Annotated in this window: 23 protein-coding genes; 9 read left to right on the top strand and 14 right to left on the bottom strand. The window is 59.1% G+C overall.

The features are described from left to right. Nucleotides 1–112: 112 nt before the first annotated feature. Both katG and IEW73_RS03965 read right to left on the bottom strand, forming a co-directional pair. Complete coding sequence (katG, locus tag IEW73_RS03970) at nt 113–2,299, bottom strand: catalase/peroxidase HPI (protein ID WP_188672849.1); 2,187 nt, start codon at nt 2,297–2,299, stop codon at nt 113–115. Between the two features lie 50 nt (nt 2,300–2,349). After that, the gene (locus IEW73_RS03965; RefSeq protein WP_188672848.1) at nt 2,350–2,766 is read right to left on the bottom strand and encodes a Fur family transcriptional regulator; all 417 of its coding nucleotides are present in this window, start codon (nt 2,764–2,766) and stop codon (nt 2,350–2,352) included. A gap of 424 nt (nt 2,767–3,190) precedes the next feature. Here IEW73_RS03965 and IEW73_RS03960 point away from each other — a divergent pair, with 424 nt between their 5' ends. Next, the gene (locus tag IEW73_RS03960; RefSeq protein WP_188670885.1) at nt 3,191–4,543 is read left to right on the top strand and encodes a peptidoglycan recognition protein family protein; all 1,353 of its coding nucleotides are present in this window, start codon (nt 3,191–3,193) and stop codon (nt 4,541–4,543) included. 73 nt (nt 4,544–4,616) lie between these two features. Here the strand turns inward: IEW73_RS03960 and atzF are convergent, their stop codons facing one another. The 3 genes from atzF to IEW73_RS03945 form a co-directional block, all read right to left on the bottom strand. After that, complete coding sequence (gene atzF / locus IEW73_RS03955; RefSeq protein WP_206050413.1) at nt 4,617–6,269, bottom strand: allophanate hydrolase; 1,653 nt, start codon at nt 6,267–6,269, stop codon at nt 4,617–4,619. Between the two features lie 64 nt (nt 6,270–6,333). Further along, nucleotides 6,334–7,005, bottom strand: coding sequence for a TetR/AcrR family transcriptional regulator (locus IEW73_RS03950; protein ID WP_188670881.1), 672 nt, complete (start codon nt 7,003–7,005; stop codon nt 6,334–6,336). A 44-nt stretch (nt 7,006–7,049) separates the two neighbouring features. After that, entirely contained in the window at nt 7,050–8,546 is a 1,497-nt protein-coding gene (locus IEW73_RS03945) for a high affinity choline transporter 1 (protein WP_188670879.1), read from the bottom strand. Between the two features lie 277 nt (nt 8,547–8,823). On the opposite strand from IEW73_RS03945, the gene IEW73_RS03940 reads away from it, so the two are divergent. Genes IEW73_RS03940 through uca form a run of 3 tightly spaced genes read left to right on the top strand, consistent with a single transcriptional unit; the run spans nt 8,824 to nt 13,817 of the window. Further along, a complete protein-coding gene (locus IEW73_RS03940) occupies nt 8,824–9,654 on the top strand; it encodes an urea amidolyase associated protein UAAP1 (protein WP_188670877.1) in 831 nt (276 codons plus the stop codon). Between the two features lie 27 nt (nt 9,655–9,681). Beyond that, complete coding sequence (locus IEW73_RS03935) at nt 9,682–10,287, top strand: urea amidolyase associated protein UAAP2 (protein WP_188670876.1); 606 nt, start codon at nt 9,682–9,684, stop codon at nt 10,285–10,287. Further along, nucleotides 10,284–13,817, top strand: coding sequence for an urea carboxylase (gene uca / locus IEW73_RS03930; protein ID WP_188670873.1), 3,534 nt, complete (start codon nt 10,284–10,286; stop codon nt 13,815–13,817). The genes IEW73_RS03935 and uca overlap by 4 nt, the downstream gene beginning before the upstream one ends. Before the next feature lie 84 nt (nt 13,818–13,901). Here uca and IEW73_RS03925 read toward each other — a convergent pair whose 3' ends face one another. Then, entirely contained in the window at nt 13,902–14,324 is a 423-nt protein-coding gene (locus IEW73_RS03925; RefSeq protein WP_188672847.1) for an Hsp20/alpha crystallin family protein, read from the bottom strand. 132 nt (nt 14,325–14,456) lie between these two features. Between IEW73_RS03925 and IEW73_RS03920 the strand changes: the two genes are divergently transcribed. Further along, the gene (locus tag IEW73_RS03920; RefSeq protein WP_188670871.1) at nt 14,457–14,762 is read left to right on the top strand and encodes a MerR family transcriptional regulator; all 306 of its coding nucleotides are present in this window, start codon (nt 14,457–14,459) and stop codon (nt 14,760–14,762) included. Nucleotides 14,763–14,766: 4 nt separating this feature from the next. On the opposite strand, the gene IEW73_RS03915 is transcribed toward IEW73_RS03920, so the two are convergent. The 4 genes from IEW73_RS03915 to IEW73_RS03900 all read right to left on the bottom strand — a co-directional run bounded on the left by IEW73_RS03915 (nt 14,767) and on the right by IEW73_RS03900 (nt 18,113). Continuing rightward, nucleotides 14,767–15,465 (bottom strand): lysophospholipid acyltransferase family protein, encoded by a 699-nt coding sequence (locus IEW73_RS03915; protein WP_188670869.1) that lies wholly within the window; start codon nt 15,463–15,465, stop codon nt 14,767–14,769. Between the two features lie 214 nt (nt 15,466–15,679). Next, nucleotides 15,680–16,918 (bottom strand): alkane 1-monooxygenase, encoded by a 1,239-nt coding sequence (locus IEW73_RS03910; RefSeq protein ID WP_188670867.1) that lies wholly within the window; start codon nt 16,916–16,918, stop codon nt 15,680–15,682. Between the two features lie 316 nt (nt 16,919–17,234). Beyond that, nucleotides 17,235–17,513: a hypothetical protein gene (locus IEW73_RS03905; protein WP_188670865.1), complete on the bottom strand. Its 279-nt coding sequence runs from the start codon at nt 17,511–17,513 to the stop codon at nt 17,235–17,237. Nucleotides 17,514–17,549: 36 nt separating this feature from the next. After that, the gene (locus IEW73_RS03900) at nt 17,550–18,113 is read right to left on the bottom strand and encodes an NUDIX hydrolase (RefSeq protein WP_229675720.1); all 564 of its coding nucleotides are present in this window, start codon (nt 18,111–18,113) and stop codon (nt 17,550–17,552) included. A 195-nt stretch (nt 18,114–18,308) separates the two neighbouring features. On the opposite strand from IEW73_RS03900, the gene IEW73_RS03895 reads away from it, so the two are divergent. Together IEW73_RS03895 and IEW73_RS03890 are read left to right on the top strand one after the other, a co-directional pair. Further along, nucleotides 18,309–19,157 (top strand): hypothetical protein, encoded by an 849-nt coding sequence (locus IEW73_RS03895; RefSeq protein ID WP_188670863.1) that lies wholly within the window; start codon nt 18,309–18,311, stop codon nt 19,155–19,157. A gap of 104 nt (nt 19,158–19,261) precedes the next feature. Further along, nucleotides 19,262–19,795, top strand: coding sequence for a hypothetical protein (locus tag IEW73_RS03890; RefSeq protein WP_188670861.1), 534 nt, complete (start codon nt 19,262–19,264; stop codon nt 19,793–19,795). Here IEW73_RS03890 and IEW73_RS03885 read toward each other — a convergent pair. Together IEW73_RS03885 and IEW73_RS03880 are read right to left on the bottom strand one after the other, a co-directional pair. Next, nucleotides 19,792–20,217, bottom strand: a complete 426-nt coding sequence (locus IEW73_RS03885) for a nitroreductase/quinone reductase family protein (RefSeq protein WP_188670859.1) — start codon at nt 20,215–20,217, stop codon at nt 19,792–19,794. The genes IEW73_RS03890 and IEW73_RS03885 overlap by 4 nt on opposite strands. 75 nt (nt 20,218–20,292) lie before the next feature. Beyond that, on the bottom strand, nt 20,293–22,530 hold the full coding sequence (locus IEW73_RS03880) for an NADP-dependent isocitrate dehydrogenase (protein ID WP_188670857.1): 2,238 nt from the start codon (nt 22,528–22,530) through the stop codon (nt 20,293–20,295). A gap of 263 nt (nt 22,531–22,793) precedes the next feature. On the opposite strand from IEW73_RS03880, the gene IEW73_RS03875 reads away from it, so the two are divergent. Then, nucleotides 22,794–23,276: an anthrone oxygenase family protein gene (locus IEW73_RS03875; RefSeq protein ID WP_188670855.1), complete on the top strand. Its 483-nt coding sequence runs from the start codon at nt 22,794–22,796 to the stop codon at nt 23,274–23,276. A gap of 15 nt (nt 23,277–23,291) precedes the next feature. Here IEW73_RS03875 and IEW73_RS03870 read toward each other — a convergent pair whose 3' ends face one another. Beyond that, a complete protein-coding gene (locus IEW73_RS03870; RefSeq protein WP_206050414.1) occupies nt 23,292–24,938 on the bottom strand; it encodes a phospholipase D family protein in 1,647 nt (548 codons plus the stop codon). Between the two features lie 117 nt (nt 24,939–25,055). On the opposite strand from IEW73_RS03870, the gene IEW73_RS03865 reads away from it, so the two are divergent. Beyond that, nucleotides 25,056–25,517 carry an SRPBCC family protein gene (locus IEW73_RS03865; protein ID WP_229675718.1) on the top strand — a complete coding sequence of 154 codons (462 nt, stop codon included), beginning with the start codon at nt 25,056–25,058 and terminating at the stop codon, nt 25,515–25,517. A gap of 11 nt (nt 25,518–25,528) precedes the next feature. Here IEW73_RS03865 and IEW73_RS03860 read toward each other — a convergent pair whose 3' ends face one another. Further along, on the bottom strand, nt 25,529–25,996 hold the full coding sequence (locus IEW73_RS03860; RefSeq protein ID WP_188670853.1) for an RDD family protein: 468 nt from the start codon (nt 25,994–25,996) through the stop codon (nt 25,529–25,531). Nucleotides 25,997–26,004 lie beyond the last annotated feature (8 nt).

Genomic DNA, 26,004 nt, shown 5'->3' with positions numbered 1-26,004 from the left:
TAGATTTTCACCGCGCGGCAGCGCACGGCACCGCACGGCACCGCACGGCAGTGCACGGCAAAACAAAGGGTGGGTCCGCGAACATTCTCGCGGACCCACCCACATGCCAGTGCTACTTAACGTCGAACCGGTCCAGGTTCATAACCTTGTCCCACGCTGCGACGAAGTCACGCACGAACTTTTCGCGCGCGTCGTCGCATGCGTACACCTCGGCGAGGGCGCGGAGTTCAGAGTTGGATCCGAACACCAGGTCAACACGGGTGCCGGTCCATTTGACCTCGCCGGTTGCCCTGTCTCGTGCCTCGAAGTGGTTCTGCGACTTGTCCGTTGACTTCCATTCGATGCCCATATCGAGCAAGTTGGTGAAGAAGTCGTTGGTCAACGTCTCAGGCTTGTCCGTCAGCACTCCTGCGGAGGATTGCTTGTAGTTCGCTCCGAGAACCCGCAACCCGCCGATGAGAACAGTCAGTTCTGGCGCGGTGAGGGTAAGGAGGTTTGCTCGGTCGATGAGCAAGTGCTCCGCTGGCAACTGGTGGCCGTCGCGTAGGTAATTGCGGAAACCGTCGGCAGTCGGTTCGAGCGGCTCAAACGACTCGGCGTCGGTCTGCTCTTGCGATGCGTCGGTTCGACCTGGCGTGAACGGCACCTCAATCTTGATTCCGGCGTTCTGAGCTGCCTTTTCGACTGCAGCGCAACCAGCTAGCACGATGACGTCAGCGAGGGAGACCTGCTTTCCGCGCTTCTGGCCGTCGTTGAACGACTCTTGAATGCCTTTGAGTGTGCTGAGAACGGTCTCGAGCTGCTGCGGCTCGTTGATTTCCCAGTTGCGCTGCGGCTCGAGCCGGATGCGTGCACCGTTGGCGCCGCCGCGCTTGTCGCCGCCACGGAATGTGGATGCGGACGCCCATGCGGTGGACACAAGGTGACTGATGGTGAGACCGGAGTCAAGGATCTGGGCCTTGAGCTTCGCGGCGTCTTTGTCGTCGATCAGCTTGTGGTCAACAGCGGGGACTGGGTCCTGCCAGATGAGTTCCTCGGACGGAACTTCCGGGCCGAGGTACCGGGCGATTGGCCCCATGTCACGGTGGGTGAGCTTGAACCATGCGCGAGCAAAAGCGTCGGCAAACTCGTCTGGGTTTTCGTGGAAGCGCCGTGAGATGGGTTCGTAGATTGGGTCGAACCGCAGCGAGAGGTCAGTCGTGAGCATGACGGGGTGAGTTGTTCCACCGCCGTGGGCGTTGGGCACGGTGCCTTCGCCTGCGCCGTCTTTTGGTTTGTACTGCCATGCGCCGGCTGGGCTCTTGAACTTCTCCCATTCGTATCCAAAAAGGATGTCGAAGAAGGTGTTGTCCCACTTTGTGGGGGTGTTGGTCCAGATGCCTTCGAGGCCACTGGTGATGGCGTCGCCACCTTTTCCTGTGCCGTGAGCGTTGCGCCAGCCGAGGCCTAGCTCTTCGAGCGGTGCACCTTCAGGTTCCGGTCCGACATTTGCGTCCGGGTCGGCTGCACCGTGTGTCTTGCCGAATGTGTGGCCACCGGCGATGAGCGCGACGGTTTCTTCGTCGTTCATGGCCATGCGGCCGAAGGTTTCGCGGATGTCGATTGCGGCAGCTAGGGGATCAGGGTTGCCGTTAGGGCCTTCAGGGTTGACGTAAATCAGACCCATCTGGACAGCGGCTAGCGGGTTTTCGAGGTCGCGGTCGCCGCTGTAGCGGTTGTCGTCGAGCCACCCTGTTTCAGGGCCCCAGTAGACGTCCTCGTCAGGCTCCCATACGTCTTCGCGGCCGCCAGCGAACCCGAATGTTTTAAAGCCCATGGTTTCGAGTGCGACGTTACCGGTGAGAATGAGCAGGTCGGCCCAGGAAATCTTCTTCCCGTACTTCTGCTTGACGGGCCACAGTAGGCGGCGTGCTTTGTCGAGGTTTCCGTTGTCAGGCCAGCTGTTAAGGGGCGCGAATCGTTGCTGCCCGCTGCCAGCGCCGCCGCGGCCGTCCTTAATTCGGTAGGTGCCCGCGCTGTGCCAGGCCATTCGGATCATGAGTGGTCCGTAGTGCCCAAAGTCGGCCGGCCACCAGTCCTGAGAGGTGGTGAGAACTTCGGCGATGTCCTTTTTTACTGCCGCGAGGTCCAGGCTGTTGAACTCTGCCGCGTAGTCAAAGTCGGGGTCCATTGGGTTGGCTTTGGCGGGGTATTTGCGGAGAATCTTGAGGTTTAGTTGGTTGGGCCACCAGTCGCGGTTTCCTCCGCCCGCAGTGGGGTGCTTTGAGAACGGGCATTTGTCTGCCTGGTCCTCGTTCATCTCTTCAACAACGGCATCTGGGCTGTCAGACACGGTAATCCTTCCGGTTATCAGAGAGTGCGTTTGGAATTATGTGAGGCCAAGCAAGTGGGGCATGTGCCCCAGTACGTGACCTCGGCTTCGTCTATTTCGTAACCGTGATCATCGAAGGTATCCAGACAGGGAGCATCACCAGTCGCGCAGTCGACGTCTTCGATTGCTCCGCATGATCGGCACACTACATGGTGGTGATTGTCGCCGACGCGGGTTTCGTAGCGAGCTAGCGAACCTGTTGGTTGGATTCGGCGTAGGAGACCTACGGTTGTGAGGGCACGTAGGACGTCGTATACGGCTTGATGGGAGACGGACCCAACGGATTGTCGAACTGTGTTGATGATGGTGTCGGTGTCCGAGTGGGGATGGGTGTGCACCGCCTTGAGCACGGCGATGCGGGGAGTTGTCACACGGAGTGACGCCTCTCGCAGCATTTGCTCAAAGTTTGGTGTCGCGTGCACGTCCACAGTCTTCCCCATTTTCTGGAATCAATCAAGTCTTGGCGGGGAGTCGTTTTTGCGCGATTCCAAGCGTTAGCCGCGCCCTTTGGGTTGCCGCTGAAGCAGCAGGCGCCACGGGCGAACTCACAAGGGGGGATGGCAGGCCGGGCGACTGTCACGTAAAAATCACAAATACGGTGTGCCGAACTCAAAACGCCGGTTACCGGATAAAAAGCTTTGGGGTCAAGGATTCCAACAGGATTCAGCTGACGAAGTTTCAAATTCGATAGCGGTGAATGATGCGCAATAGAGATGGCCTCGTGGCCGTTATGACCGTCTTGCAGCCCTAGCGTTAGTGGACGGACAGCGAGAGGCAAAGTCACTCCCGCAGTCTCCGTTTGGGCATCTAGGAGGTTTCGTGAAGCAAGTTTCGCGCAGGCATGTAATCGCAGGAGCTGCCGCTGTGACGGCGGCGTTCCCGGTGGCTCTGCTGAGTCGATCTGTCGCGAGTGCGTCACGTTCACCGGAGGAAGCCCGTGCGGTAGGGACAATTTCCGAGACACTGACCGATGGCACAACGATCTCTGAGGTTCCCTTAACAACCGTGCAGCCGTCGGTGCGCCTCACCGATATTCGCAGCCTCGGCCAAAGCACTCGTGTGTTCGACGTAACCCAAGACAGCCCATTCAGCATGCTGGGAATCACGTGGACTGGCGACGGGACCCTCGATGCGCACGTCAGAGCGCGCGGTCTAGACGGCGAATGGGGCCCGTGGTTCGACTTTGAGGACGGGCACGGGATCGAATCGGCGGGTGAGCCTTTCGGCGAAAGCTCGAGAAACGCCACAGAGGTCCTGTATGTAGGCGAATGCACAGCTATACAGCTGCAAGTACACGGCAAGCGCGTCACCGATATAAGTGACGGTGGGCCTAGTGACCTCACAGCCGTGCTAGTACGTCCAAGTACGATGCCAGTCGAGCCCACAGCATCCCGCAGCGACGGCGTAAAGGACATTGCCGGGACGGTTGCGAAACCACGCATTATTAGTCGCAAGCAGTGGGGCGCAGATGAATCAATTAGGCGACGCACCCTGACGGTGAATGACAGCTTGGGAGGTGTGGTCATACACCACACCGCAGGCAGCAATGACTACACAGAAGCGCAGGCACCCGCGATCGTCCGTGGCATCTATGCCTACCACGCTCGTACGCTCGGGTGGGGAGACGTTGGGTATCACGCGCTCGTCGACAAGTTTGGCAACATCTACGAGGGTCGATTTGGCGGAATGGAACGCCCAATCCAGGGCGCACATACGGGCGGATTCAACGTCAATACAGCGGGATTTGCCATGCTTGGCAATTTCCAAACCATAACGCCAACTTCCGCACAGCGGGAAGCGATTTCGCAACTGACAGGGTGGCGCCTATCCGTCGCGAACAAACTAAACCCCGCAGGTTCCCAGCCCAAGCTCACCCCAAACGGCAAGACGGTTATGTATTCCGAGGGAACGAGTTATACGTTCCTGCCCCGCGGTGCCGCGATTACTTTGCCGATCGTCTTCGGACATCGTGATGTTGGTCGGACCGCGTGCCCCGGAGATCGCGCATACCCTTACCTAGTTCAGATCCGAAACTCGGCGCAAGCCTATATGGATACAGCTACGCCCCAACCGAACCCGGAACCTCAGCCCCAACCCCAGCCAAACCCGGAACCTCAGCCCCAGCCGCAGCCGCCGAGTCGGAGGCAAAGCCGAACGGGCAGTTTGTTCTGAGCCGCCGGGAGGCCGCCACCGGAGGCGGCTACTGGGGGCCGCCGAGCCGATTTAATGGGTGAGCCGTCGCCAGTTAACTCGTTGCGGCTTTGAATGCTCGCCATCCACCGTAGTGCGAGATGTCGTCTCCGTCGGGTTCGCTGCAGCCAAATCCGGTGACCCATTGCCCGTCGGCGAGTTCCACTTTTCCGAGGGACATCGGACGGGGAAGTGCAGCGAGGAACGTGCCTAGCCCGGCGGGCGGTAGTGCCCATAGTTCGCCGGCGAGGCTCACGCCGTTGGTGTTGCGGATGACGGCGGGCTTTGGGATTTCACCAGGTAGTGCGTACATTGCGTAGTTGGTGCTGGTCGCGATTTCGCGTATGAAGCGGCCGCCGCAATCGATGAGTTGATGGTTAAGTGGGAATCCACGCATGTGGGCACCGAATACTGCGATGTCGAGTCCAACGTCCGGGTACAGCCCAGGGATGCTATCCGTCAAAAGTGCGGCGAGGTCTACGCCCACTTGGTCGTCGAATGCGCGCGTAACCAGGGTGACGCCAAATAGCCCTGTGTCTAGCGTGCCTGCGGGAACCGCGATGCCCGCCATGTCGAGCAGGTTCATGAAGTTGGTGAAGGTGCCCATTGTGGAGTTGACGCCGATGGGATCGGCTTGCACTTCAGCGATGGTGGGGTGTTCGGGTGCGGTGGGTACGAGGAGCGCGTCGAAGCCATCCATGAGCCTGCGGGTGTGGGTGCGCAGCGCGCGGATTTTCTGCTGGTCGCGCACTAGTGCGTGTGCGGTGATGGAACCGGCTTTGAGGGTGATGGTGTGGACGGTGGGGTCGGTGTCGGGTTCGTTGATGTGTGCGCCGAAGGATGCGCAGCGTTCTGCCACGAGTGCTCCGTCGTAGAGAAGTTTCGCAGCGTCTAGGAAGTCGGTGATATCGAGTTCGGCTATCTCAACACCGCGAGTTTCCAGGACGGCTTTGGCTTCGGAGAACCGTTGCCGGGCTTGTGGTGTGAGCACAGCGAGGTTGGCCTCGGTGGGTATTGCTACTCGTGGGGTGGGCGGAGCGCCGAGGCGGATTGATGACGGCCAGGCGCGTGAACCTGGATCGTCTGCGCTAGCGCCGGTCATGAGTCGCATTACTTTCACCACGTCTGGCACGGTGGGGGCGAATGCGGTGACGCAATCGAATGAGGGGCAGGCGGGCACAACGCCGTCGACGGGCACGAGACCGATGGTGGCTTTCATGCCGACGATGCCGTTGAGCGCTGCGGGCACTCGTCCGGATCCGGCTGTGTCGGTGCCGAGCGCGAAGTCTGCGATTCCAAGGGCGACTACGACTGCGGATCCTGAGCTTGATCCGCCGGAGATGAGGTTTCGATTATGCGCGTTGCGGCATGCGCCGTAGGGGCTGCGGGTGCCGACGAGGCCGGTGGCGAACTGGTCGAGGTTGGTTTTGCCGAGTAGCACTGCGCCTGCGTCGAGGAGGCGTTGCACTGAGGTGGCGGTTCGGGTGGGTATGTAGGAGTATGACGGGCTTGCGGCGGTGGTGGGAATCCCAGCGACGTCGATGTTGTCTTTGACGGCAAATACGGTTCCGGCCAACGGCAGGTTCGTGTCTACTGCTTCGGCGTCTGCTATCGCATCGCGTATGGGGCGTAGGTGAATCCAGGCCTCTGGCCTGTTTGCTTCTGCAATTCGTGCGTATGCGCGTTTGACTCGTTCCACCGCGGTCATCATCCCGCCTTTCTGTCGGATGATAGATATTATGCAGTGGGTTTATTTCCGTGATGTGAACTCGTCATTCCTTCTGCGCAAGAAGCGCCGAAGACTGCGAACGCATCGCCTCCCAGTCGCCCGTCCACCCCAACGCGCGGATTGCCGCGTCAGCAGTTCGCTGAGGCTCATCTTCACGTCCAATTCCATCCCACCGCAGGTTCACCAGCGTCTCCACTAGGCGCAAAGGAATGTCTTCCTCGGAATCAGGCAAATGTTGTGTACCCGCTGCAGCAAGCTCCGCCAGTACTGCCGCGGCTAGTTCTCGGTATGTGGCCCGCAAAGTTTCGCGTGCTCGCACGAAAGGCAGAAACCGTTCAGTTCGGAGTTCGGGTAGCAGATACAAGACTCCGATATTCCAGCGGCCAGTCCACAACTGCACACCGTCGAATGTCACAACGGCATGCAAGCGAGCTGCCGGGGTTGCGTCGCTATCTAGGATCCGGCGGGCAACTTCTAGTGTGGGTGTCACTGTCGTGCTCAACAGAGCATCGAGGATGTCGTCTTTGGTTTTGAAGTAGTGGTACAACGTCGCTTGCCGGATGCCGACTGCGTCTGCGATCTTGCGTGTCGACGTGGACGCGTAACCGCGGGTGGTGAAAAGTTCGGCTGCCGCATCGAGAATTTCCTCGCGTGCGGTCTCGCCGGGTCGTTTGCGGTCAGTGAGGCGTGGCCGTCCGGCACCTTGAGTTGTCACACCTCTATCTTTGCAGGCTCAACTCAACGATGCCGGAGCGGCGACTAAACGTGAACTGGTTCGGGCTGGCGAAGGACTGGCGCTGGAGTTGCGGGTGGGGCTGGGATGGCGACGTGGACTGGCTTGGTCATCATGGCCACCGCAACGTAGGCGGCGAGTGAAATTGCGGCGGCGATGAAGGTTGCCCACCCATCCATCGCTTCGTCAAAGATGCTGTTCGGGATGTATAGCAATGTGTTGTCCATCCCGTAGATGGTGGGCGTGAGCGCAAACAAGGTGACGCGCACGGATACCCCGGCAATGATCGCGGCCATCGCGGCGGACACGGTTCCGCGAGATTTCCAGTACAGCCCGAGGATGAATGGCACGACAAGTCCGGCTAGCAGTAGATCGAATGTGAGAGTGAGCAAAATTCCGGTTTGCGGGATACGCAGTGCAACAAACGCGCCGAGCAGTGCCATCGGGATCATGGCGATGCGGGTGGCGGTCATGGCGCCCGAAGATTCGAGTGATTCTTGCTGGCCGAGCCTAAATATATTGCGGGTGATGACCGCTGCGCAGGAAAGCAACACACCGCTTGCGGTAGTGAGCGACGCGGTAACAATGCCGGACAACACGACTACGGCAAGGATGGGGGGTGCGTACTCGCCGAGCAGTGTGTACAGCACTGGGCCTGATCCTGCCGAGTCGCCAAGGACAGACACTGCGGTGAGCGCGACGAGTGAGAACGGGATACAGATGATGAGGATGAGGGCGGCGCCGCCGAAGCAGGCTTTCTGAGCGGTACGAGGGCAGCGGGCGGAGAAGATTCGTTGCATGAGGTCAATTGCGACGAGGTTGCCGAGTGCGAGTGCGACGATGGTCGCCCAGTTAATGACGGCGCCTTCTGCCGGGTCAGTGAGTTGGGACAGGGCGAATGCGCTGAAGCCGTCGGGGGAGCTGAGGCCGTAGTTTGCGACCATCCACCCGAACAGTGCGAGCATGCCGAAGAAGTTGATGGTGATCATGGCGATGCCGATGTAGGCGCTGGAGAACATGCCACCGGCGATGGTGTAGCTGATGACGATCGGCACGGCGATGAGGATGGCGACGGTGTAGGGGATTCCGGCGAAGTGTTCGAGTAGGAATCCGAGGGCAACGAGGTTTCCCGCGACAAGGATGCCGAATGCGGTGACGGTGAGGATTGATGCTGGGAGTTCGATGCTGCGCCCGAATCGGCGTTCGAAAAAGTCGGGGAGCGTGACGATGCGGTATTCGCGCATGGGTTTGGCGAAGAAGATTCCGGCGATGATGAGGCATAGTGCGAGGCCGACGGGAAGTGCTGCTCCGGCCCAAAATCCGAACGATGCAGCGAGGTCGGTGTTGCCAAGGATGCCGTTGGAGTCAACCGCTTGGGAGGCGAGCAGGATCGCGACGATGGGGATGGCGAGTGTACGGCCTGCGAGTAGGTAGTTGTTGCTGCTGCCGTGGACTCGGCGCGCGGCATACACACCGGTGATGAGCAGTGCGAGCACGCAAAGGGCTACGCCTGTGATGATCATGGTTGCCTCAAATCGGGTGGGTGTGAAGCTGTCGGGGTGGTGCGAGGAAGCGCGACAAATCGGTACCTATCGGTTGACAGAAACTTACGACGCGATTCGCGGAGTGTGGTTTCGGCGACGTAAACCCTTAGTTACGGACCGCCGGTGATTTGTTGACATTTGCCAAAGTGAATGTGGCGCAACATGGCCGAAACATTCATTTACTTTTTTGACACCACAGGGCTTGCATGATGGTAAAAACTGTCAACTGACAGATATTGCCGATGGAGGACACGTCATGACTGCAGCCACCGCGACCACAAAAGCGGCCCGCGAACACGCACGAGCCCAAGCTGGAACCCACAGTGAATCCATGCCGACTGTCCCCGCCTCGGCTTGGCCCACTCCGCCCCACGGCGTACCAGCGCAACGTCTGATGTGGGCCGAAACCCTCGCGGGCGGCCGATATACATCGAAACTTGTCGCACGCGGCACTCGAATCCGCATCACTGACGTACACGGCGATGCCTGTGCCCACCTGCTCCTTTTTAACGCCGACCAGCCATGGGAACGACTGAACGCGGCAGATTCAGTCAAAGTTCCGTGGCAGGCCTATCTCAGTGGAGGCCACCCACTACTGACCGACCAAGGCAGAATTATCGCCACCGTCGTGGCGGACACGTCGGGGCGGCACGACCTCCTGTGCGGTACAACAACACTGGCGTCAAATACCGCGAAATACGGCCAAGGGGAAGTCCACTCCGCGACCCCTGCTGGCTTCGAACTCTTCACCGTCGCCGCCGCCAAACATGGTCTGACTGTGCGGGATCTACCCCCATCGGTGTCGTTTTTCCACGGCATCCGCGTCGACGAAGATGGCACTCTCCACAGCGACGGCACAGCAGGCCCCGGAACATCAGTTGACCTCCTGCTGCACATGCCCGCGATCGTGTTGCTCGCCAACACCGCGCACCGTCTTGACCCGTCTCCCGTATTCGCCACCACAGGCGTCGAAATTTTGGCATGGCCCGCCCCCGAGGACCTTGACCACCTACCCAACACCGACCCCGAGTATCTGCGCGCAGTAGCCAACACCAACGACTATCTCGCCGCCCGCGGCGCACTCTGACCAGCCGCCCCCTGACAAGGAGCCACCATGACACTTGTTCTCGACGAAACCGTCTCCGCACTCGCCCCTTGGTCAACTGTCGTCAAAGCTGGCGACACCCTCACCATCATTGACCTTGAGGGAAACCAGGCGGTCGACTGCATCCTCTACTCGGCAAAAGACCACACTGTTCGCTACTGCGCACCAGAAACCATTGCGGCACAGGGCAACGCGTACCTCACCAAAGGCAGTGTTTTGCGTGCCAACACCGGCGATGCACTGATGACGATTGTGGACGACAACTGCGGACGCCACGACACTCTGGGCGGTGCGTGCTCCCAAGAATCCAACACATTGCGCTACGGGCACCACACTAAACACCAGCACGCGTGCGTCGAAAACTTTTTGATCGAAGGCGCCAAATGGGGTCTAGGCAAACGTGACATGGTGTCCAACATCAACTGGTTCATGAACGTGCCCGTCGATCCTGACGGAACACTGGGCATCGTCGACGGCATCTCCGGACCAGGCAAGCAGGTGTCTATCCGTGCTGAAATCGACACCCTGGTCCTGGTGTCCAACTGCCCACAAATCAACAACCCATGCAACGGGTTCAACCCCACGCCAGTACGCATGGTGGTGACGCGAAAATGAAGACGCTACTGATCGCCAACCGAGGCGAAATCGCATGTCGGATCATCCGCACCGCCCGCGAAATGGGAATACGAACGGTCGCTGTGTTTTCCGACGCCGATCGTGGTTCAGCCCATGTTCGCCAAGCCGATGAAGCAATACATATAGGGCCGACCCCGCCGCGTGAGTCCTACTTGAACGTGGAGGCAATCCTCGCTGCCGCACGCAAATCCGGGGCGGACGCAATTCACCCGGGCTACGGGTTTCTGTCCGAGGATGCCGACTTCGCGGAGCGGGTCGAAGCCGAAGGTATGGCGTTTGTCGGCCCTACGCCGCAGCAGTTGCGGATTTTCGGAACCAAACACACCGCACGCGACGCAGCCCACGCAGCGGGGGTTCCCATGATCGCCGGCACAGGGTTGGTCTCAAGCCCTGAGGAAGTCATCGCCGCAGGCATCGGCTACCCACTGATGCTTAAGGCCACCGGTGGTGGCGGCGGGATCGGAATGCAGGTGTGCTGGAACGACGCCGAACTCATTGATGCGTACGAGACGGTCGCGCGGCTTGCGTCTCAAAGCTTCTCCGCAACTGGTGTGTTTGCTGAGCGCTATGTGCAAAACGCACGCCATATTGAGGTGCAGATTTTTGGGGACGGCAACGGTCGTGTGATCACTCTCGGCGACCGCGACTGCTCCCTGCAACGCCGAAATCAGAAAGTGGTCGAAGAAGCACCCGCGCCGACGCTGCCCGACGATCTTCGGAAGCAACTGCATGACACCTCCCGCGCGTTGGCTGAGTCAGTCAATTACCGCAGCGCAGGCACGGTCGAGTTTGTGTACGACGCGGAACGGCAAGAGGCATCGTTTCTTGAGGTCAACTCGCGGCTTCAGGTCGAGCATCCCGTCACCGAAGAGGTGACCGGTGTTGACCTTGTGCGATTGATGCTTGAACTTGCGCGGGGCGATGGGATGGGTGATTACCCGGACGCGGTGCCAGTGACGGGTCATGCGATTGAAGCCCGCGTCTACGCCGAGGATCCCACCCGTAATTTCTTGCCATCTGCGGGGCGTTTAACCCAAGTGGTGCTGCCGCAGGGTGCGCGTGTGGACACCTGGGTAGAAACGGGCACAGAAGTCTCCACTGCCTACGATCCAATGCTCGCCAAAATTATCGTTTCGTCCCCAACCCGAGCTGAGACGTTCAGCAAACTTCGTGCCGCACTCGTCGACACCAGGGTTGATGGAATCGAAACGAACCTCGGTTTGCTCCGCGCCATCACAGGCGTCCCGACCGTTCTGGCTGCAGAACACTCCACCGCGACCTTGGCCGATGTCGCCGACGAGGAACCGCGCATTGTGGTGGAACGCCCCGGGATGCAAACGACCGTGCAGGACTATCCGGGCCGAACCGGTTTGTGGCAGGTAGGTGTGCCCCCGAGTGGGCCGATGGACGACTTGTCGTTCAGGCTCGGCAATAAGGCCCTGGGAAACCAGGAGGGGGCGCCGGGCTTGGAATGCACTGTCGGCGGTCCAGCTTTGCGGTTCACCCATGCCACCACCGTGTGCGTCACAGGCGCGGATTCCACTGTCGCAGTGAACGGGGTCGAGGTACCGATGTGGCAGCCCGTGGCGGTCCCGGCCGGTGGCGTACTTGACGTCGGAACAGCGGACGACGCAGGCCTGCGCACCTACATCCTCTTCGATGGCGGACTCGACATTCCCGAATACCTTGGGAGTGCCTCCACGTTCACCCTCGGCCAGTTTGGTGGTCATGGCGGGCGCGCCCTTCGAAGTGGAGACGTACTGCGCGCGTTACAGCCCGAATCACCGGAGGTGGATGGCGAACCAATATCGGAGCGGCCCGAGTTCACGCACCAGTGGGAACTCGCCGTCACGGAGGGTCCTCACGGCGCACCCGAATTTTTCACTCGTGCAGACATGGAAGCGCTGTACGGTACCCCGTATGAGGTGCACTTCAATTCCGCGCGCACCGGCGTCCGGCTAGTCGGGCCCAGACCGCAGTGGGCCCGTACCGACGGGGGAGAAGCGGGACTGCACCCGTCAAACATTCACGACAACGCGTACTCCATTGGGTCCTTAGATTTCACGGGTGATACCCCGATTTTGCTTGGCCCAGACGGACCTAGCCTGGGCGGGTTCGTGTGCCCCGTCACGGTGGTGGCGGGACAACGCTGGAAGCTCGGCCAACTACGTCCGGGTGACACGGTGCGCTTTGTTCCAGTTCGGAGTGATTCCGCGGCAACCGCTAAGCCTTTGAACTCAACGCGCTGGATCATGCCACCAACTGGTGGGGATGGTGACGACGGTGTGTTGCTGCATCAACCCGACCGGGGCGATTTGCCTTCACTGACGTACCGGCGAACCGGTAACGACAATGTGCTCGTCGAGTATGGCGACATCACGCTCGATCTTGAACTCCGCGCCCGCATCCATGCCCTTCATGCCAAGGTCGAATCTGCCGCTATCGACGGGATCGTGGACCTCACTCCGGGTATCAGGTCTCTGCAAGTGCACGTGGACCCCGACGTGCTACCTGTAGCGACGCTGGTGGAGTTGCTTCAGCAGTTCGAGGAGGACATTCCTGCCGCGTCTGAGCTAGTGGTCCCCAGCAGAACAGTGCGGTTGCCGCTCTCCTGGGATGACCCAGCGACGAGGGAAGCCATCGAACGGTACATGTCTGGTGTGCGATCCGATGCGCCGTGGTGCCCGTGGAACATTGAGTTCATACGCCGAATCAATGGCCTTGACACGGTAGACCAAGTGTTTGAAACCGTATTCGATGCCGAATACCTCGTCCTCGGGCTCGGTGACGTCTACCTTGGGGCGCCCGTTGCCACACCGCTGGATCCGCGGCACAGACTCGTCACCACCAAATACAATCCGGCGCGCACCTGGACACCGGAAAATGCCGTCGGGATCGGTGGCGCGTACATGTGTGTCTACGGGATGGAGGGCCCCGGTGGCTACCAGTTTGTTGGACGCACCACTCAGATCTGGCAGAGGCACGCGGAAACACCTTGGTTGCTTAGGTTCTTTGACCGGATCTCTTGGTACCCGGTATCACCGGACGAGCTTTTGGAGATGCGAGCCGATATGGCGGCGGGACGATTTGAGCCGGATATCACCGACGGCGAGTTCTCCCTCGCTGAATACCGGGAGTTCCTCGCGGCGAACGCTGACCCTATCGCGGATTTTAGGGCGCAGCAGCACGCGGCGTTCGGTGCTGAACGGGCAGCTTGGGAAGCGTCTGGCGAGTTCGACCGGCAGGACGCCGAGCCAGCCGCACCGCCCACCGATGCCATCGCGGTACCTGATGGCGGCACCCTCGTCGAGGCGCCTTTTGTGGCGAACGTGTGGAAAGTCAGCGTCACCGCAGGCGACACAGTGAGCAAAGGAGACGTTCTGCTCGCGTTGGAAGCGATGAAGATGGAAACAGTTATTACGGCACCAAAGGATGGGGTAATCGACCAAGTGGTAATCGGAGCTGGGACGCAGGTGCTGGCTGGTGATGCCCTGGTGGTGATGCGGTAACTGCGTTGATGAAACTGCAGAGGCCCCGCTAGGTGTTGTGTGCCTAGCAGGGCCTCGTTGTAGGACTCCTAGCTCGGGAACCGGCTAGGCGTCGATGGCCTGCGCGCCTGCCTTGGAGTTGGTGATCTCGATCTTGCGCGGCTTTGCCTTCTCCGCGACGGGGATCGTGACCCGAAGAACTCCGCTGTCATAGTGGGCCTCAATAGCGCCGGTATCGAGGTTGTCGCCGAGGAATAGTTGACGGCTGAAGACGCCACGTGGCCGTTCCGAGGCGAGCATTTCGCGGTCGTCGTTTCGGTCTGGGCGTTCGGCGTGGACGGTCAGTACGTTGCGTTCGATGTCGAGGTTGACTGAATCTGTCGTCACACCGGGGAGATCGAACTCGATGACGAACTTGTCGCCATCGCGCCAGGCGTCCATTGGCATGACGGCTGGTCGGTTCGATGTGCCGAGAACTTGCTGTGTTAGGCGGTCAAGTTCACGGAATGGGTCTGTGCGCATGAGCATCTTTTCCACCTCCATACACTCACCAATGTTGATAGAGAGACGATGAGAAAACCTGTTAATCTCTCTTATAGATGTTGTAGCACTGTCCTGCCCAGACGGCAAGATGTATTGTGCGAAACATTGGAGGTGACAATGACAAGCAACAACCCATTCGATTCCCGCCGCGGCGTGTACGCAATATCTGTTGCCGCAGAATTGTCGGGGGTTGGGGTGCAAATGCTGCGCCACTACGAGCGGGTAGGTTTACTCACCCCGAGGCGCACCTCCGGCGGCACGCGGCGTTACAGCGACGAGGACCTCACGGTCCTTGCGCGTATCACCGACCTTATCTCCGACGGGGTGAACCTAGCGGGGGTGGCGTACATACTCGCACTCGAAGAACGAAACCGTCAGCTAGAGGCGAAACTGGCGCAGATGAAGCGCCAGCTAGGCCAATAACTTCTTAGCTGCGCTTCGCTTTGGGCTCTTTGGGTGGCAACCCGGCTTCGATTCGCGTGCGGTACTTGGTGGCCGTTTTCTTCCGACCAGGCAACGCAAACGGAGCGCGCTCACGGATCTCCGCCATAATTCGGTTCGAGAAATCGGCAGGAGACTCGTCAGGCTTCATCTGCCCATCCTTGGGCTCGAACAGCTCAATTCGAATGGAGGGCCGCTTGGGGAAGCGGACGATATCTACGCTTCCAGTCACCGCCGCGAGTACAACTTTTGCCTCAGGAACCGCTTGCGCTAGTCGGCCGACACCGCTGCGCGCACGCATCGGAGCGCCCCGCGAGATGGTTCCCTCCGGGAAAATGCCGATACAAGCGCCACCCTTGAGTTCCTCAATCGCCGACGCCAACGCTCCCGCATCACTCTTGTCGCGGTGGAGTGGGATCTGGCCCATTCGGGTAACAACCCACGCAACGGGCCGGTACTTCCACAAGGTCGACTTGGCGAGGGCACGAACCTGGCGACGGCCTATCAGAGCTGTTCCGAATGTCACCGGATCCCAGTAGCTGTCGTGGTTGGCAATAAGTAGTACAGGGCCGTCGAGCGGGAGGTGCTCCTCGCCGACAACTTCGAGTTGTCCCCAATGCTTGACGACGGGGGCCGAAAGGCGCATAACTGCGCGATAAACTGGTGCTACGTCGGATTGCTTCACAGCACCCAAGCATTCCAGATTTGTCGGACATTGTGCGCACTAACTTGTATGCGGCGCGTAAGTAATGTCCATTTTGCGTGCAGTTCATGTGTAGACACGAGTATGGCCCGCAGGTATTTACCTGCGGGCCATAGCTTCCCGAATCTGGCTTCCGTTTCCCTAACCCTGTTATCGGGACAGGGTCAGTGAGCGGTTGCCTGACCCCGGGTGGTTTCTAACTGGTTTGCCCGTACTTGGCGAGGATTTTGTCGCGCTTGGGCGGGTAGATGTTGGCCTTGGTGATGTCACCGTCGTAGTGGTCGAGTACGCGGTGGTCCATGACCTTGCGCCACAGTGGTGGGATCGCGGCGATGACGATCATGGTGGCGTATCCACCTGGGAATTGTGGTGACTCATCGAACGTGCGCAGCGTCTGGTAGCGACGGGTTGGGTTAGCGTGGTGGTCGCTATGGCGCTGCAACTGGTACAACGCAAGGTTGGTGACAATGCGGTCGCTGTTCCATGAGTGTTGCGGGCTGCAGCGTTCGTAGCGGCCGCTTTCGAGCTTCTGGCGCTTCAGGCCGTAGTGCTCGAGGTAGTTGACGATCTCAAGCAGACCGAAGCCGATAACACCCTGGATGATCAGGTAAGGAACAACATTCCAGATGCTGTAGTTGGTGAGAACACCAGCGAAGCTCAGGGCCTGTAGGCCGACAAGGATGCCACCGAACAGCACAACCGACATCAACCAGGCGTTGAGAACATCGTTCTTCAGCGTCCAGTGCGACTGGCCGAGGCGCTCGAAACGCTTCTTCTCCAGCTCCCAAGCAGAAGTCAGCGAACCTTTAACGGTGCGGGGGAGGAACTGGTAGAAGTTTTCGCCGAATCGTGACGATGCAGGATCCTCAGGGGTGGCAACACGGACGTGGTGGCCGCGGTTGTGCTCGATGAAGAAGTGCCCGTAGAAGGATTGCGCGAGCACGATGCGGGAGAGCCAGCGCTCGTGTTCTTGCTTCTTGTGGCCGAGCTCGTGGGCAACGGTGATGCCGATGCCGGATGTCATGGCGACGGTGACAGCAAGACCGATGCTTTCAAGAATGCTCAGTGTGCCGGTGGCCCACATTGCTACCGCGACGGCGAGGCCTGCGTACTGGAGGGGAATGTAGAGGTAGGTGACCCAGCGGTAGAACGGATCGTTTTCGAGTTCGTCCATGAACTCATCGGGCGCATTTTGGCCGTCATCGCCGATGAGAACATCGAGGATAGGAATGAGGACGAATACGAGGACTGGGCCTGACCACCAGAAGATTCCGTTACCGGTGAGTTCAACAAGACCCCACGCGATAAAGGTGACCAATGCTGGTAGGAGCGATAGCGGCCAGAGGTATTTCTTCTTATCTCGCCAGCGCTCAAGAACTTCGTCGTTGGTGGAGACGGTCGCGGCCGTCCCCTCGTCGTTCACCGTAGTAGTCATACATCCACCCTCATGGTGTCGTTGTGCTGGACCCCGATGTCTCAGCAGCTCGTAGAAGTGACTATAAAGAACGAATCGTTTGTTTGGTAGACGGCAACCGCGATTTTGTCCAAAATCAGTCAGCCGTGCCCGTAATGGAGCTTAAGGTCAGCCGAACCTAACAACACGAGTGGGTAACAAAACGGCACGTCAACGCAATGGGAAATGTGGAAAAATCAGCCCAGTGGACCCGCAAAGTCGAGCCGACGGAAGTGTGCGAGCTTCGTCACATTGGACGTCTCAGCGCCCTGCATCGTAGCCCAGTGAAGTTGACGTCCTATCGCTTGAATCGCTCGTTAATCCGTGCGATGAGATCACCACTACGGGTGCTGACCAGGTATATTGCCGCACCCACCAGTGAGATCGCAGCGATCACGAGAAGTGGTTCAGCGCGATACAAGTTCAATAGCGACATCATCGGCATGAGTACCATCGCCGCGATCGCGATCCAGGCGACAACCGTGGTCCACCGAGTTCCCGTTCGGGGTTTCTCGTTGTCGTCGGTGTCGAGGTCCTGATCGTCCCAAGGGTCTTCCCAGGGTGCTGACGGCGCCATGACTCCACCGTACCGGGCAATTTTGCTAAGTCATCGCTATCGGCACAGTGCGATGAAGTTCGAAAGGATCCTGTACGTCAAGCCCCATACGACCAGCTGTTCGCCGTGGGTGCCAAACGGAATGGCCCACGAACTCCACGGCCCGATGAGGGGATACGGGTAGCGGGCGCGAAACTGCCGACTGGCACACCATTGAAGTGGAACCCAGTCGGCTTCGGCTACCTCGCGTTGATCGATGACGAGAGCCTGTGGCTGTGCAACGGTGAACACCACCGGAGTGACGACACCTGTGCGAAACCATCCCTTGATGTCATCCATCGCGCCCACGGCGGAAAGGCCGGTAATCCCAGTTTCTTCTGCGGCCTCCCGGCGTGCGGTATCGATTCTGGTGCCATCGGATGGTTCTACTTTTCCTCCAGGCAATGCGGCATGCCCCGACCACCTATCGCCATCACGGACGGCTCTGCGAATGAGAAGAACTCGGGGTTCGGTTTGTTCCGTGATGATGAGTGCTGTCGCTGCCTGCATCCCAGGCGCGTCCACGGCCGTCCTAGGGGTCCGAGCAATGTGATCGAGAGCCAGATCCACAGAAAGCGTCACGGAGTGAGGCTACCGCGATGATCCGGCGGGTACCTGAGTTGTTGATGGGGAGGTCTCAATGATGGTGAGTATCAACTTGGTCTCGCTTGCGACTCGGCTCGGCAACAGTCAAAGTCGGCGGGTAACGGCGTGATCTTGGAATCCGAAATATAAATCGTACGCATACACTTAATGGTGGCTCTTGGAAGGATTTTTGTGCAGCTACGCAGAATTGCCGCAACCGCAGCATCGTTTCCGATTTTATTGGCAATCGGATGTGGTGCCGACAACCCACAACGAGCGGCGTCCGAAGCTCCTTCGCCGTCGGTTGTTGATGAAGCTTCGGAAGCGCTCGAGCCTGGTGAACCAGTATCCCCGCAGCCGGAATCCCCGCAGCCGGAATCCCCGCAGCCGACCCCTGGGACGGCGCCAGGGGAGGTTGAACCAGAGGCAACACACGGCACATTTGTCTTTTCAGCACAAACGACTTCAGGTTCACCAGTCGTCGGGGTGGCCGTCAATGTGGTTCCGTCGAACCACTGCGAAGCGACTGGTCCTGCACAGTTTCAACTTCCGACATCCGGGATTCCGGTAACAGAAACTGATGGGACAGCCGTTCTGGCTGAACTGCCCCCAGGCTGCTACGGGTTTGGTCTCATTGAAACCCCAATCTCCAGTAGTCCAGTGCCGACGAGCTATCTCGGAACCGCTCTCACTGCAGGGTCCCGCGTCACGATTGACCTTCTGTTCAACGACCCGCAAGCAGAGTTGGTTGATGGAGTGTTTCGGCTGGTGAACTCCGACACTGGTGCGCCAGTCGTGGGCAAGCAGTTGACATTAGCCTCCTGCACCGGTGGTAGCGCGCTTCGCTTCACTGACGCCACTGATTCCCAGGGTGTGGTGCGCGTAGCGAGCGCAGCGGACTGTCTTCAGGTCGAAGGCCTCAGGGGCCGTACGTCCCCGTGCTCAGTGGACGAACAGGGCCAGGAGGTCGTGTTGCGATCCGACTTTGACCATGCGTTTCACGTGACTAACACTCGGTCTGATTTGGGCGGCACGTGCTGACGATTGAGGGTCTCCTGCACCAGCTACGATCAAGTTGATGTGTGTTCTAGATCACAAAGAGTAGGGTTGGGGGGGCAACTCCGTCACGCGAAGGTAGGGGACCCATGGGTGGCAAGATTGTTCGACAAATGGCAACTGTTGCGATCGCCGCGCTCGTCGCTGTGGGAGCGGGGACGATCAATGCGGGCACAGTGAGTGCGCAGCCACGGGTGAGCCCCACCTGTGGGGTGAGCGCCAGCAACGCCGCGGCGACGGTCAACGATCTTCGTTTCAGTTGCAGTCAAGCAGAATATGATGCGCTCTATCGCTCGCTGTCGCCCGGCCCCGTCCCCGTCAATGCTGTCGCGCAAGGGTTTGTGCGCGACAACCCGGTCGCCGAGTTGGTGTGGCACGGCAAAACATTCGGATCAGGCACGGTGTCGAACCGGGTTCTGGGCGCTGAAGTTTTCCCAGCGTCGGTTTACGTCGGGACATCATTCATGGACGGCAGACCCACCATCGTCATCGACTATGCGGGTGGGCCGCTCGGCTTCGTGCGGGATGAAATACGCCAAGTGCAACCAGGCGTGTACGCGGGGTTTGCCTACGACAGGTCCGGCGCCCCAAGGGTAATCGAGCGATTCATCCTCGTGTTTTAGCGCGGTGTAAGGACCACCACGGGTATTTCGCGGGTTGTGCGCTTCTGGTAGTCGGCGTAGCCGCGAAAAGCTTTCACGATCCGGGACCATAGTTCAGTGCGTTCGTCACCCGTAGTGGTGCGGGCTCGCATCTGCATCCGCGTGCCGTCGACAATGATGTCGACGTCGGGTTGTGCCACTAAATTGTGGTACCACGCTGGATGCATCGGGTCGCCACCGCGCGAGGCGACGATAACGTATTCGCCGTTGTCGTGGATGGGGGCAGTGAGCATCGATCGACGCTCCTGGCCAGACTTGCGGCCGACCGTAATGAGTTCAAGAACGGGCATGCCGCCAATACTGCTGCCGATGCGTCCACCCGTGGCTTTGAGCAGAGCTTTGTGCAGAGTATTGGCGGCCTTAAGAAGCCGATCGTTGGGCATGTGAAAACAATACTGCCTATCGGTTATGAACCGCGGCTAACTGCCCACAGAGCTCACGATCGCGGCTGGCCGGTATCAGGCCTTTGCGGACTCCAGTGTGGTGTTGAACGTCTTGCTCGGGCGCATCACCGATGCGAGTTTCTCACTGTCTGGCAGGTAGTAGCCGCCAATGTCGACCTGCGAACCTTGCACCTCGGCGAGTTCCCTGACGATGGCTTCCTCGTTCTCGGCTAGTGCTTTTGCCAGCGGGGCAAAGCGGGCACGCAAGTCCTCGTCCTCGGTCTGTGCGGCGAGTTCCTGCGCCCAATAGAGCGCAAGGTAGAACTGACTGCCTCGGTTATCCAGTTCGCCGGTCCGTCGCGAGGGGTTCTTATTGTTCTCCAACAACTTTCCGGTCGCCGCATCTAACGCCGTAGCAAGAATGACCGCCTGTTTGTTGCCTGTCTTGCGACCCAGGTCTTCCAGGCTGACGGCCAGCGCGAGGAACTCCCCAAGGGAATCCCAGCGCAGGTGGTTTTCTTCCACCAGTTGCTTCACGTGCTTCGGTGCCGAACCGCCCGCACCTGTTTCGTACAGACCTCCACCGGCCATCAACGGCACGATGGACAACATCTTGGCGCTTGTGCCCAATTCCAGGATCGGGAACAAGTCGGTGAGGTAGTCGCGCAGAATGTTGCCGGTAGCGGCGATGGTGTCTAGACCGCGCATCGCGCGTTCGAGCGTGTAGCGCATCGACCGCACCTGCGACATGATCTGGATGTCGAGTCCAGTGGTGTCGTGGTCCTTCAGGTACGTCTGGACCTTTTTGATGAGCTCGTTCTCGTGTGGGCGGTAGCGATCCAACCAGAACAACACGGGCATGCCCGAATCGCGGGCCCGGGTAACGGCGAGCTTCACCCAATCTCGAATGGGCGCGTCCTTTACAGTGCACATCCGCCAGATGTCGTCGGCTTCTACACGCTGCGTCAGCAGCACCTCTCCGGTTTCGAGATCGACGATGTTGGCATCGCCGTCTTCCGGCACTTCGAAGGTCTTGTCGTGGCTGCCGTACTCTTCAGCTTTTTGAGCCATCAATCCGACGTTGGGCACAGTTCCCATGGTGGTTGGGTCAAAAGCGCCGTTGGTCTTACAGAAGTTGATGATCTCCTGGTAGATGCGGGCGAATGTTGACTCCGGCATCACAGCCTTGGTGTCCTTCGTTCGCCCGTCGGCACCATACATTTTGCCGCCAGAACGGATCATCGCTGGCATTGAAGCGTCGACAATGACGTCGCTTGGCGAATGGAAGTTTGAAATACCTCGGGCCGAGTCGACCATCGCCAGTTCCGGACGGTGCTCGTGGCAGTCGTGCAGGTCTTTAATGATCTCGTCGCGCTGCGAACTGGGCAGCGACTCAATCTTGTCGTACAGATCCCCAAGTCCATTGTTGACGTTCACGCCAAGCTCGTCGAAAAGCTCCTGGTGCTTCGCAAAGGCTTCCTTGTAGAAGACCCGGACCGCGTGGCCGAAGACGATCGGATGCGAAACTTTCATCATTGTTGCCTTGACATGCAGCGACAGCATGACGCCGGTCTTGCGTGCGTCCTCCATTTGCTCTTCGTAAAACTCAACGAGAGCCTTCTTGCTCATGAACATGCTGTCGATCACGTCGCCTTCGCCGAGGGAGACCTTCGGCTTGAGCACGATTGTTTGCCCGCTGTCGGTCACGAGCTCCATCTTGACGTCACGAGCGCGGTCCAACGTCATTGACTTCTCACCGTGGTAAAAGTCGCCGTGCTTCATATGTGCGACGTGGGAGCGCGACGCCATCGACCACTCACCCATGCTGTGCGGATGCTTGCGCACATACTCTTTCACCGCCTTGGGGGCGCGGCGGTCGGAGTTTCCTTCACGCAGCACAGGGTTTACCGCGCTGCCTAGGCACTTGGAGTAACGGTCGCGGATTTCTTTGTCTTCGTCCGTTTTCAAGTCCTGTGGGTAGTCCGGGACTGCGTAGCCTTTTCCTTGAAGCTCCTTGATCACAGTCAGAAGCTGCGGCACAGACGCACTAATGTTGGGCAACTTAAGAATGTTTGTTTCGGGTAGCTGCGTTAGCCGACCAAGTTCAGCAAGGTTGTCGGGCAGGCGCTGATCCTCATCAAGATAGTCAGAGAATTCAGCGAGCACTCGGGCAGCAACAGAGATGTCACTCGTTTCAACTGCAATCCCCGCTGACTCGGCGAATGTCCGCACTACAGGGAGAAACGCGGCTGTCGCAAGCAGAGGCGCCTCGTCTGTCAGCGTGTAAATGATGGTGGGCTTTTGGGCGCTCATGGTTGCTCTCTTCCCGCTTTCACTGCATGGCCGACATTCTGAGTTCTCGTGCGAACGGCGGGCACCATGTTACGGCAGCGGAACACGACACGGGGATGAAAACCTCGCTCGTGGCGGGCACCTGGGGTTTTTGATCGCCATAGTTGGTTGTGCCTTTCGCCCCAAATCCTCGGGTTTTACACCCCAAGAGGGTGCGGTGCGCGGTGTTTTCTGGCTGCCAATAATTCGCCAAATGAGACAATGAGTGCAGGAGGCGATTGCTGATGCTTGAGATCCTCATGGCGATAACTTTGGTGGCTAGTGCTGTGACTGCGGGCCTCGTGGCGGGCCTATTTTTCGGATTTGCGGTGGCAATAATGCCCGCATTGCGCACAGTCCCTGACCGCGACTTTGTGGACATGATGCAACGGATCAACACCACGATCCTTAACCCGTGGTTCCTGTCGGTGTACATCGGGGCAGGTGTTTTAATCGCGGCATCTGCATTGATAGCCGTTGTCAACGGCCATGCCAGTGTCATTGCTTTCACGGTGGCTGCACTGGTTTTGTATGGGGGAGTTCTCGCGCTTACGGGTGTGCGGAATATTCCGCTGAACGTGGAGTTCGCTGCGGTTGATGTCGATGACAGTGCGCACTTGTCAGCTGCGCGTGAACGGTTTGAAGTTCCGTGGTGTCGCTTTAATGTCATTCGAATGGGTCTTGCGATTGGTGCAGTTATTTGCCTGGGCGTGGCGCTGCTTCTGTAAAGCGCGTGCTGAGGCTCAAAACCGCCGCGTTAGGCGCATACGCATGGGCCGACCATCTGGGTCCACAATTCGCCGGTACATCGGCGATGCAAGTGTGCGTTGCCACGACGGCGACGGATCTATCGAATGAGGGCGCAGCCTGCCGGGTGGGCGTTGCCCGAGTTCCCCCCGTTGGTGCCACTGTTCGAGCTCGCGTGCACTGTCGTGAAGTACGTTGAAAAAACGTAGGGGGTCGAGCAGATCATCAACGTCGTCGGGCTGGCGGTCAAGGTGTTCGGCGGCCAATTGGAGGCGCAGGTCTCGGGCGAACACGCGCGCTTTGTCGCCTAGCCCGGCAGGGTCGAGCGGTTCGCGGGGGTCTTCGCGGTTGTCAACGATGGCCGCCGTGAGTTCTGAGTCGTGGGTCCAGGACCGGCGATTGAAGTTGTCACTGCCCACGGTCGCCCACACGTCATCAATGATGCAGGCCTTGGCATGAACGTAGATAGGTGTCGACTCGGAGTTCTCGATGTCATACACCGCCACCCGGTCGGGTCCGGCTGTCTGTAATTCGTTAAGCGCCTCTGCGTGCCCGAGTAGTGCGGACGGGATGGTGACGGGACTGTCATCGTCGAGGTATCGCGGCACCACGACAACGATGTGCAAGTCAGGGGAGGTGCGCAGCGCATGCGCGAATACGCGCGCCACGTCGAGGGACCACAGATACTGATCCTCGATGTACACGAGTCGCCGCGCCCGGTGGAGTGCTTTTGCGTAGGCCCGGGCCACGCTTCGCTCACCTCGTTTAGCAAAAGGATACGTGGGGCGTCGGCTGGGATAGGTGCGCAACAGTTGAACGTCGCACGTTCCCAGGGCAGGAGGCTCGGGCGTTGGCGCAGGAAGTTCGCTTGGGACAAAAGGAATGCGGGGGTGGAGCATGTCTGGAATCGATTGCCATGGCAGTCGTGAGGGCGCAGCCGGGTCGTTCCAGCGTTCGCGGAATGTTTCTTCCACATCGCGTACGGCGGGGCCACGGATTTCCACCTGAATGTCGTGCCACGGTGGGCGTGGCCCATATTCGGGCGGAAACGGCCTGCTCAGTGGGTCACCCACATGAGAACTATCATCTCTTCGACTTCTGGCGATATCGATACCACCAACGAACGCCACATCGTCAATATCTGGGTTGCTGTAGCGGATGACGAAGAATTTTTGATGATGACTGCCCAGGTTGAGCACACGTTGGTCAAGAACTATTTCGCCGTCGACGGCGCCGATCTTGTCCGCTAGTTCACGGTTTTTTGCACCGGCGAACCCGAATGTTTCGGGGTGTGATCGCCACATGAGCCCACGTACTAAGGCGCCGCGTTCGGCGGCTGCCACGAGTGCCTCCACGACAGTGATGCCGTCGTCGGTGAGTAGCTGTTCGGGGTCACCGCGCCAGTCGGTGAAGAAAACGATGTCACCTTCAGCGGCGGCTGCTAAAGCGTCGGCCAAGCGTGCAAAGTATGTGCGGCCATCAACGAGTGGTGTTACGGCGTTGCCTGTTGACCAGAGTCGCATCGTGGTGTCGGGATTATCGCGTTCATCCTCAGTCAGAAACCACGGCAGTTCGGGGTTGAATCCCTCGCGGGGCTCAGCGAGATTCTCTAACGATCTGCTGATGAATTGGCTGAGGCGCACAGCAGTGTCCTTTCCATCTCAACGAACCGCGTTAGTAATCCGGCCTGGTGTCCCACCAGTACACGTCTATTCGAAGTAGCGTAGACAGTGTTACTCCAAGCGCGAAGGGACCAGTTGGTGCGCAACATTGTCGAGGTCGAAAAGTTTGTAAATTCACCGATTGGAAATGTGTGGCGTGTCATCACCGATCTCGACCACTCGCCGCAAATTCTGAGCTCTGTCACCAGGGTGGAGCGGTTAACAGAGGGTAGTTTTCGAGTCGGGATGCGATGGCGAGAAACCCGCAAACTTCTAGGCAAAGAAGCCACTGAAGAGATGTGGGTGTCGGCGATGGAGGTTCCTGGGCGCATTGTCATCACATCGGAGGACGGCGGGGTTCGCTACGTATCCGAAATTCACCTCACGGAGGTGAACGGCGGAACGGACGTGGTTTATACGTTTTCCGCTGAGTTGCCGGAGTTGCATGGGCTTCGAAAGCTAGTGAGCAATACTCTCGGCTACCTGGGCGCTGCGATAACGAAACGGATGATCAGTCAAGACCTTGACGACATCGCCCGAGCCGCCACCGCAGCGCACTAGGTTTGGTGCTGTTATCCGCGAACTACTTGTGTCCCACCAGCGAAGCCGTCGTGAATGCCCTGGTTGGTGGAGCTCGACCTGATTGTCACTGCGATAGCGATACTTGCACCCAACCACAGCAACGTGCCGAGGAACGGAATCAAGTTCAAGATCATGAATGCGTTGCGCACAGCTGAGTCCTTCACGGACGGCTGGGCTGCGCCTCCACTGCCGCGTACAGACAGTCCGACAAACTTCTTACCGATCGTCGAGCCTGTCGTCACCTCGAACACGACAAAGTATAGGTATCCGAAAACCACACCGGGTGCCGCAGCAAGAAGTTCGGGAGCGTTGACGGCGCGGAGGATGAAGAACACGAATGCGCTGAGGACGATCCAAACGAACCAGTCAATAACTCGGGCGGTGAATCGCACTAGTAGTCCGGCTGGTTGTCCACCAACAGGAGCGCCTGAACTGGGGTCATATCCTGGGTAGCTCATTGTCATCA

The sequence above is a fragment of the Hoyosella rhizosphaerae genome (assembly GCF_014643175.1).
Taxonomy (GTDB): Bacteria; Actinomycetota; Actinomycetes; order Mycobacteriales; family Mycobacteriaceae; genus Lolliginicoccus; species Lolliginicoccus rhizosphaerae.
This window is presented reverse-complemented; position numbering and strand designations above follow the sequence as displayed.

Coding starts and splice junctions, on each gene's coding strand:
- katG (WP_188672849.1), bottom strand. CDS start 2,299: ATGAACGAGGACCAGGCAGACAAATGCCCGTTCTCAAAGCACCCCACT.
- IEW73_RS03965 (WP_188672848.1), bottom strand. CDS start 2,766: ATGCTGCGAGAGGCGTCACTCCGTGTGACAACTCCCCGCATCGCCGTG.
- atzF (WP_206050413.1), bottom strand. CDS start 6,269: ATGACCGCGGTGGAACGAGTCAAACGCGCATACGCACGAATTGCAGAA.
- IEW73_RS03945 (WP_188670879.1), bottom strand. CDS start 8,546: ATGATCATCACAGGCGTAGCCCTTTGCGTGCTCGCACTGCTCATCACC.
- IEW73_RS03940 (WP_188670877.1), top strand. CDS start 8,824: ATGACTGCAGCCACCGCGACCACAAAAGCGGCCCGCGAACACGCACGA.
- IEW73_RS03935 (WP_188670876.1), top strand. CDS start 9,682: ATGACACTTGTTCTCGACGAAACCGTCTCCGCACTCGCCCCTTGGTCA.
- uca (WP_188670873.1), top strand. CDS start 10,284: ATGAAGACGCTACTGATCGCCAACCGAGGCGAAATCGCATGTCGGATC.
- IEW73_RS03925 (WP_188672847.1), bottom strand. CDS start 14,324: ATGCTCATGCGCACAGACCCATTCCGTGAACTTGACCGCCTAACACAG.
- IEW73_RS03920 (WP_188670871.1), top strand. CDS start 14,457: ATGACAAGCAACAACCCATTCGATTCCCGCCGCGGCGTGTACGCAATA.
- IEW73_RS03910 (WP_188670867.1), bottom strand. CDS start 16,918: ATGACTACTACGGTGAACGACGAGGGGACGGCCGCGACCGTCTCCACC.
- IEW73_RS03905 (WP_188670865.1), bottom strand. CDS start 17,513: ATGGCGCCGTCAGCACCCTGGGAAGACCCTTGGGACGATCAGGACCTC.
- IEW73_RS03890 (WP_188670861.1), top strand. CDS start 19,262: ATGGGTGGCAAGATTGTTCGACAAATGGCAACTGTTGCGATCGCCGCG.
- IEW73_RS03885 (WP_188670859.1), bottom strand. CDS start 20,217: ATGCCCAACGATCGGCTTCTTAAGGCCGCCAATACTCTGCACAAAGCT.
- IEW73_RS03880 (WP_188670857.1), bottom strand. CDS start 22,530: ATGAGCGCCCAAAAGCCCACCATCATTTACACGCTGACAGACGAGGCG.
- IEW73_RS03875 (WP_188670855.1), top strand. CDS start 22,794: ATGCTTGAGATCCTCATGGCGATAACTTTGGTGGCTAGTGCTGTGACT.
- IEW73_RS03860 (WP_188670853.1), bottom strand. CDS start 25,996: ATGAGCTACCCAGGATATGACCCCAGTTCAGGCGCTCCTGTTGGTGGA.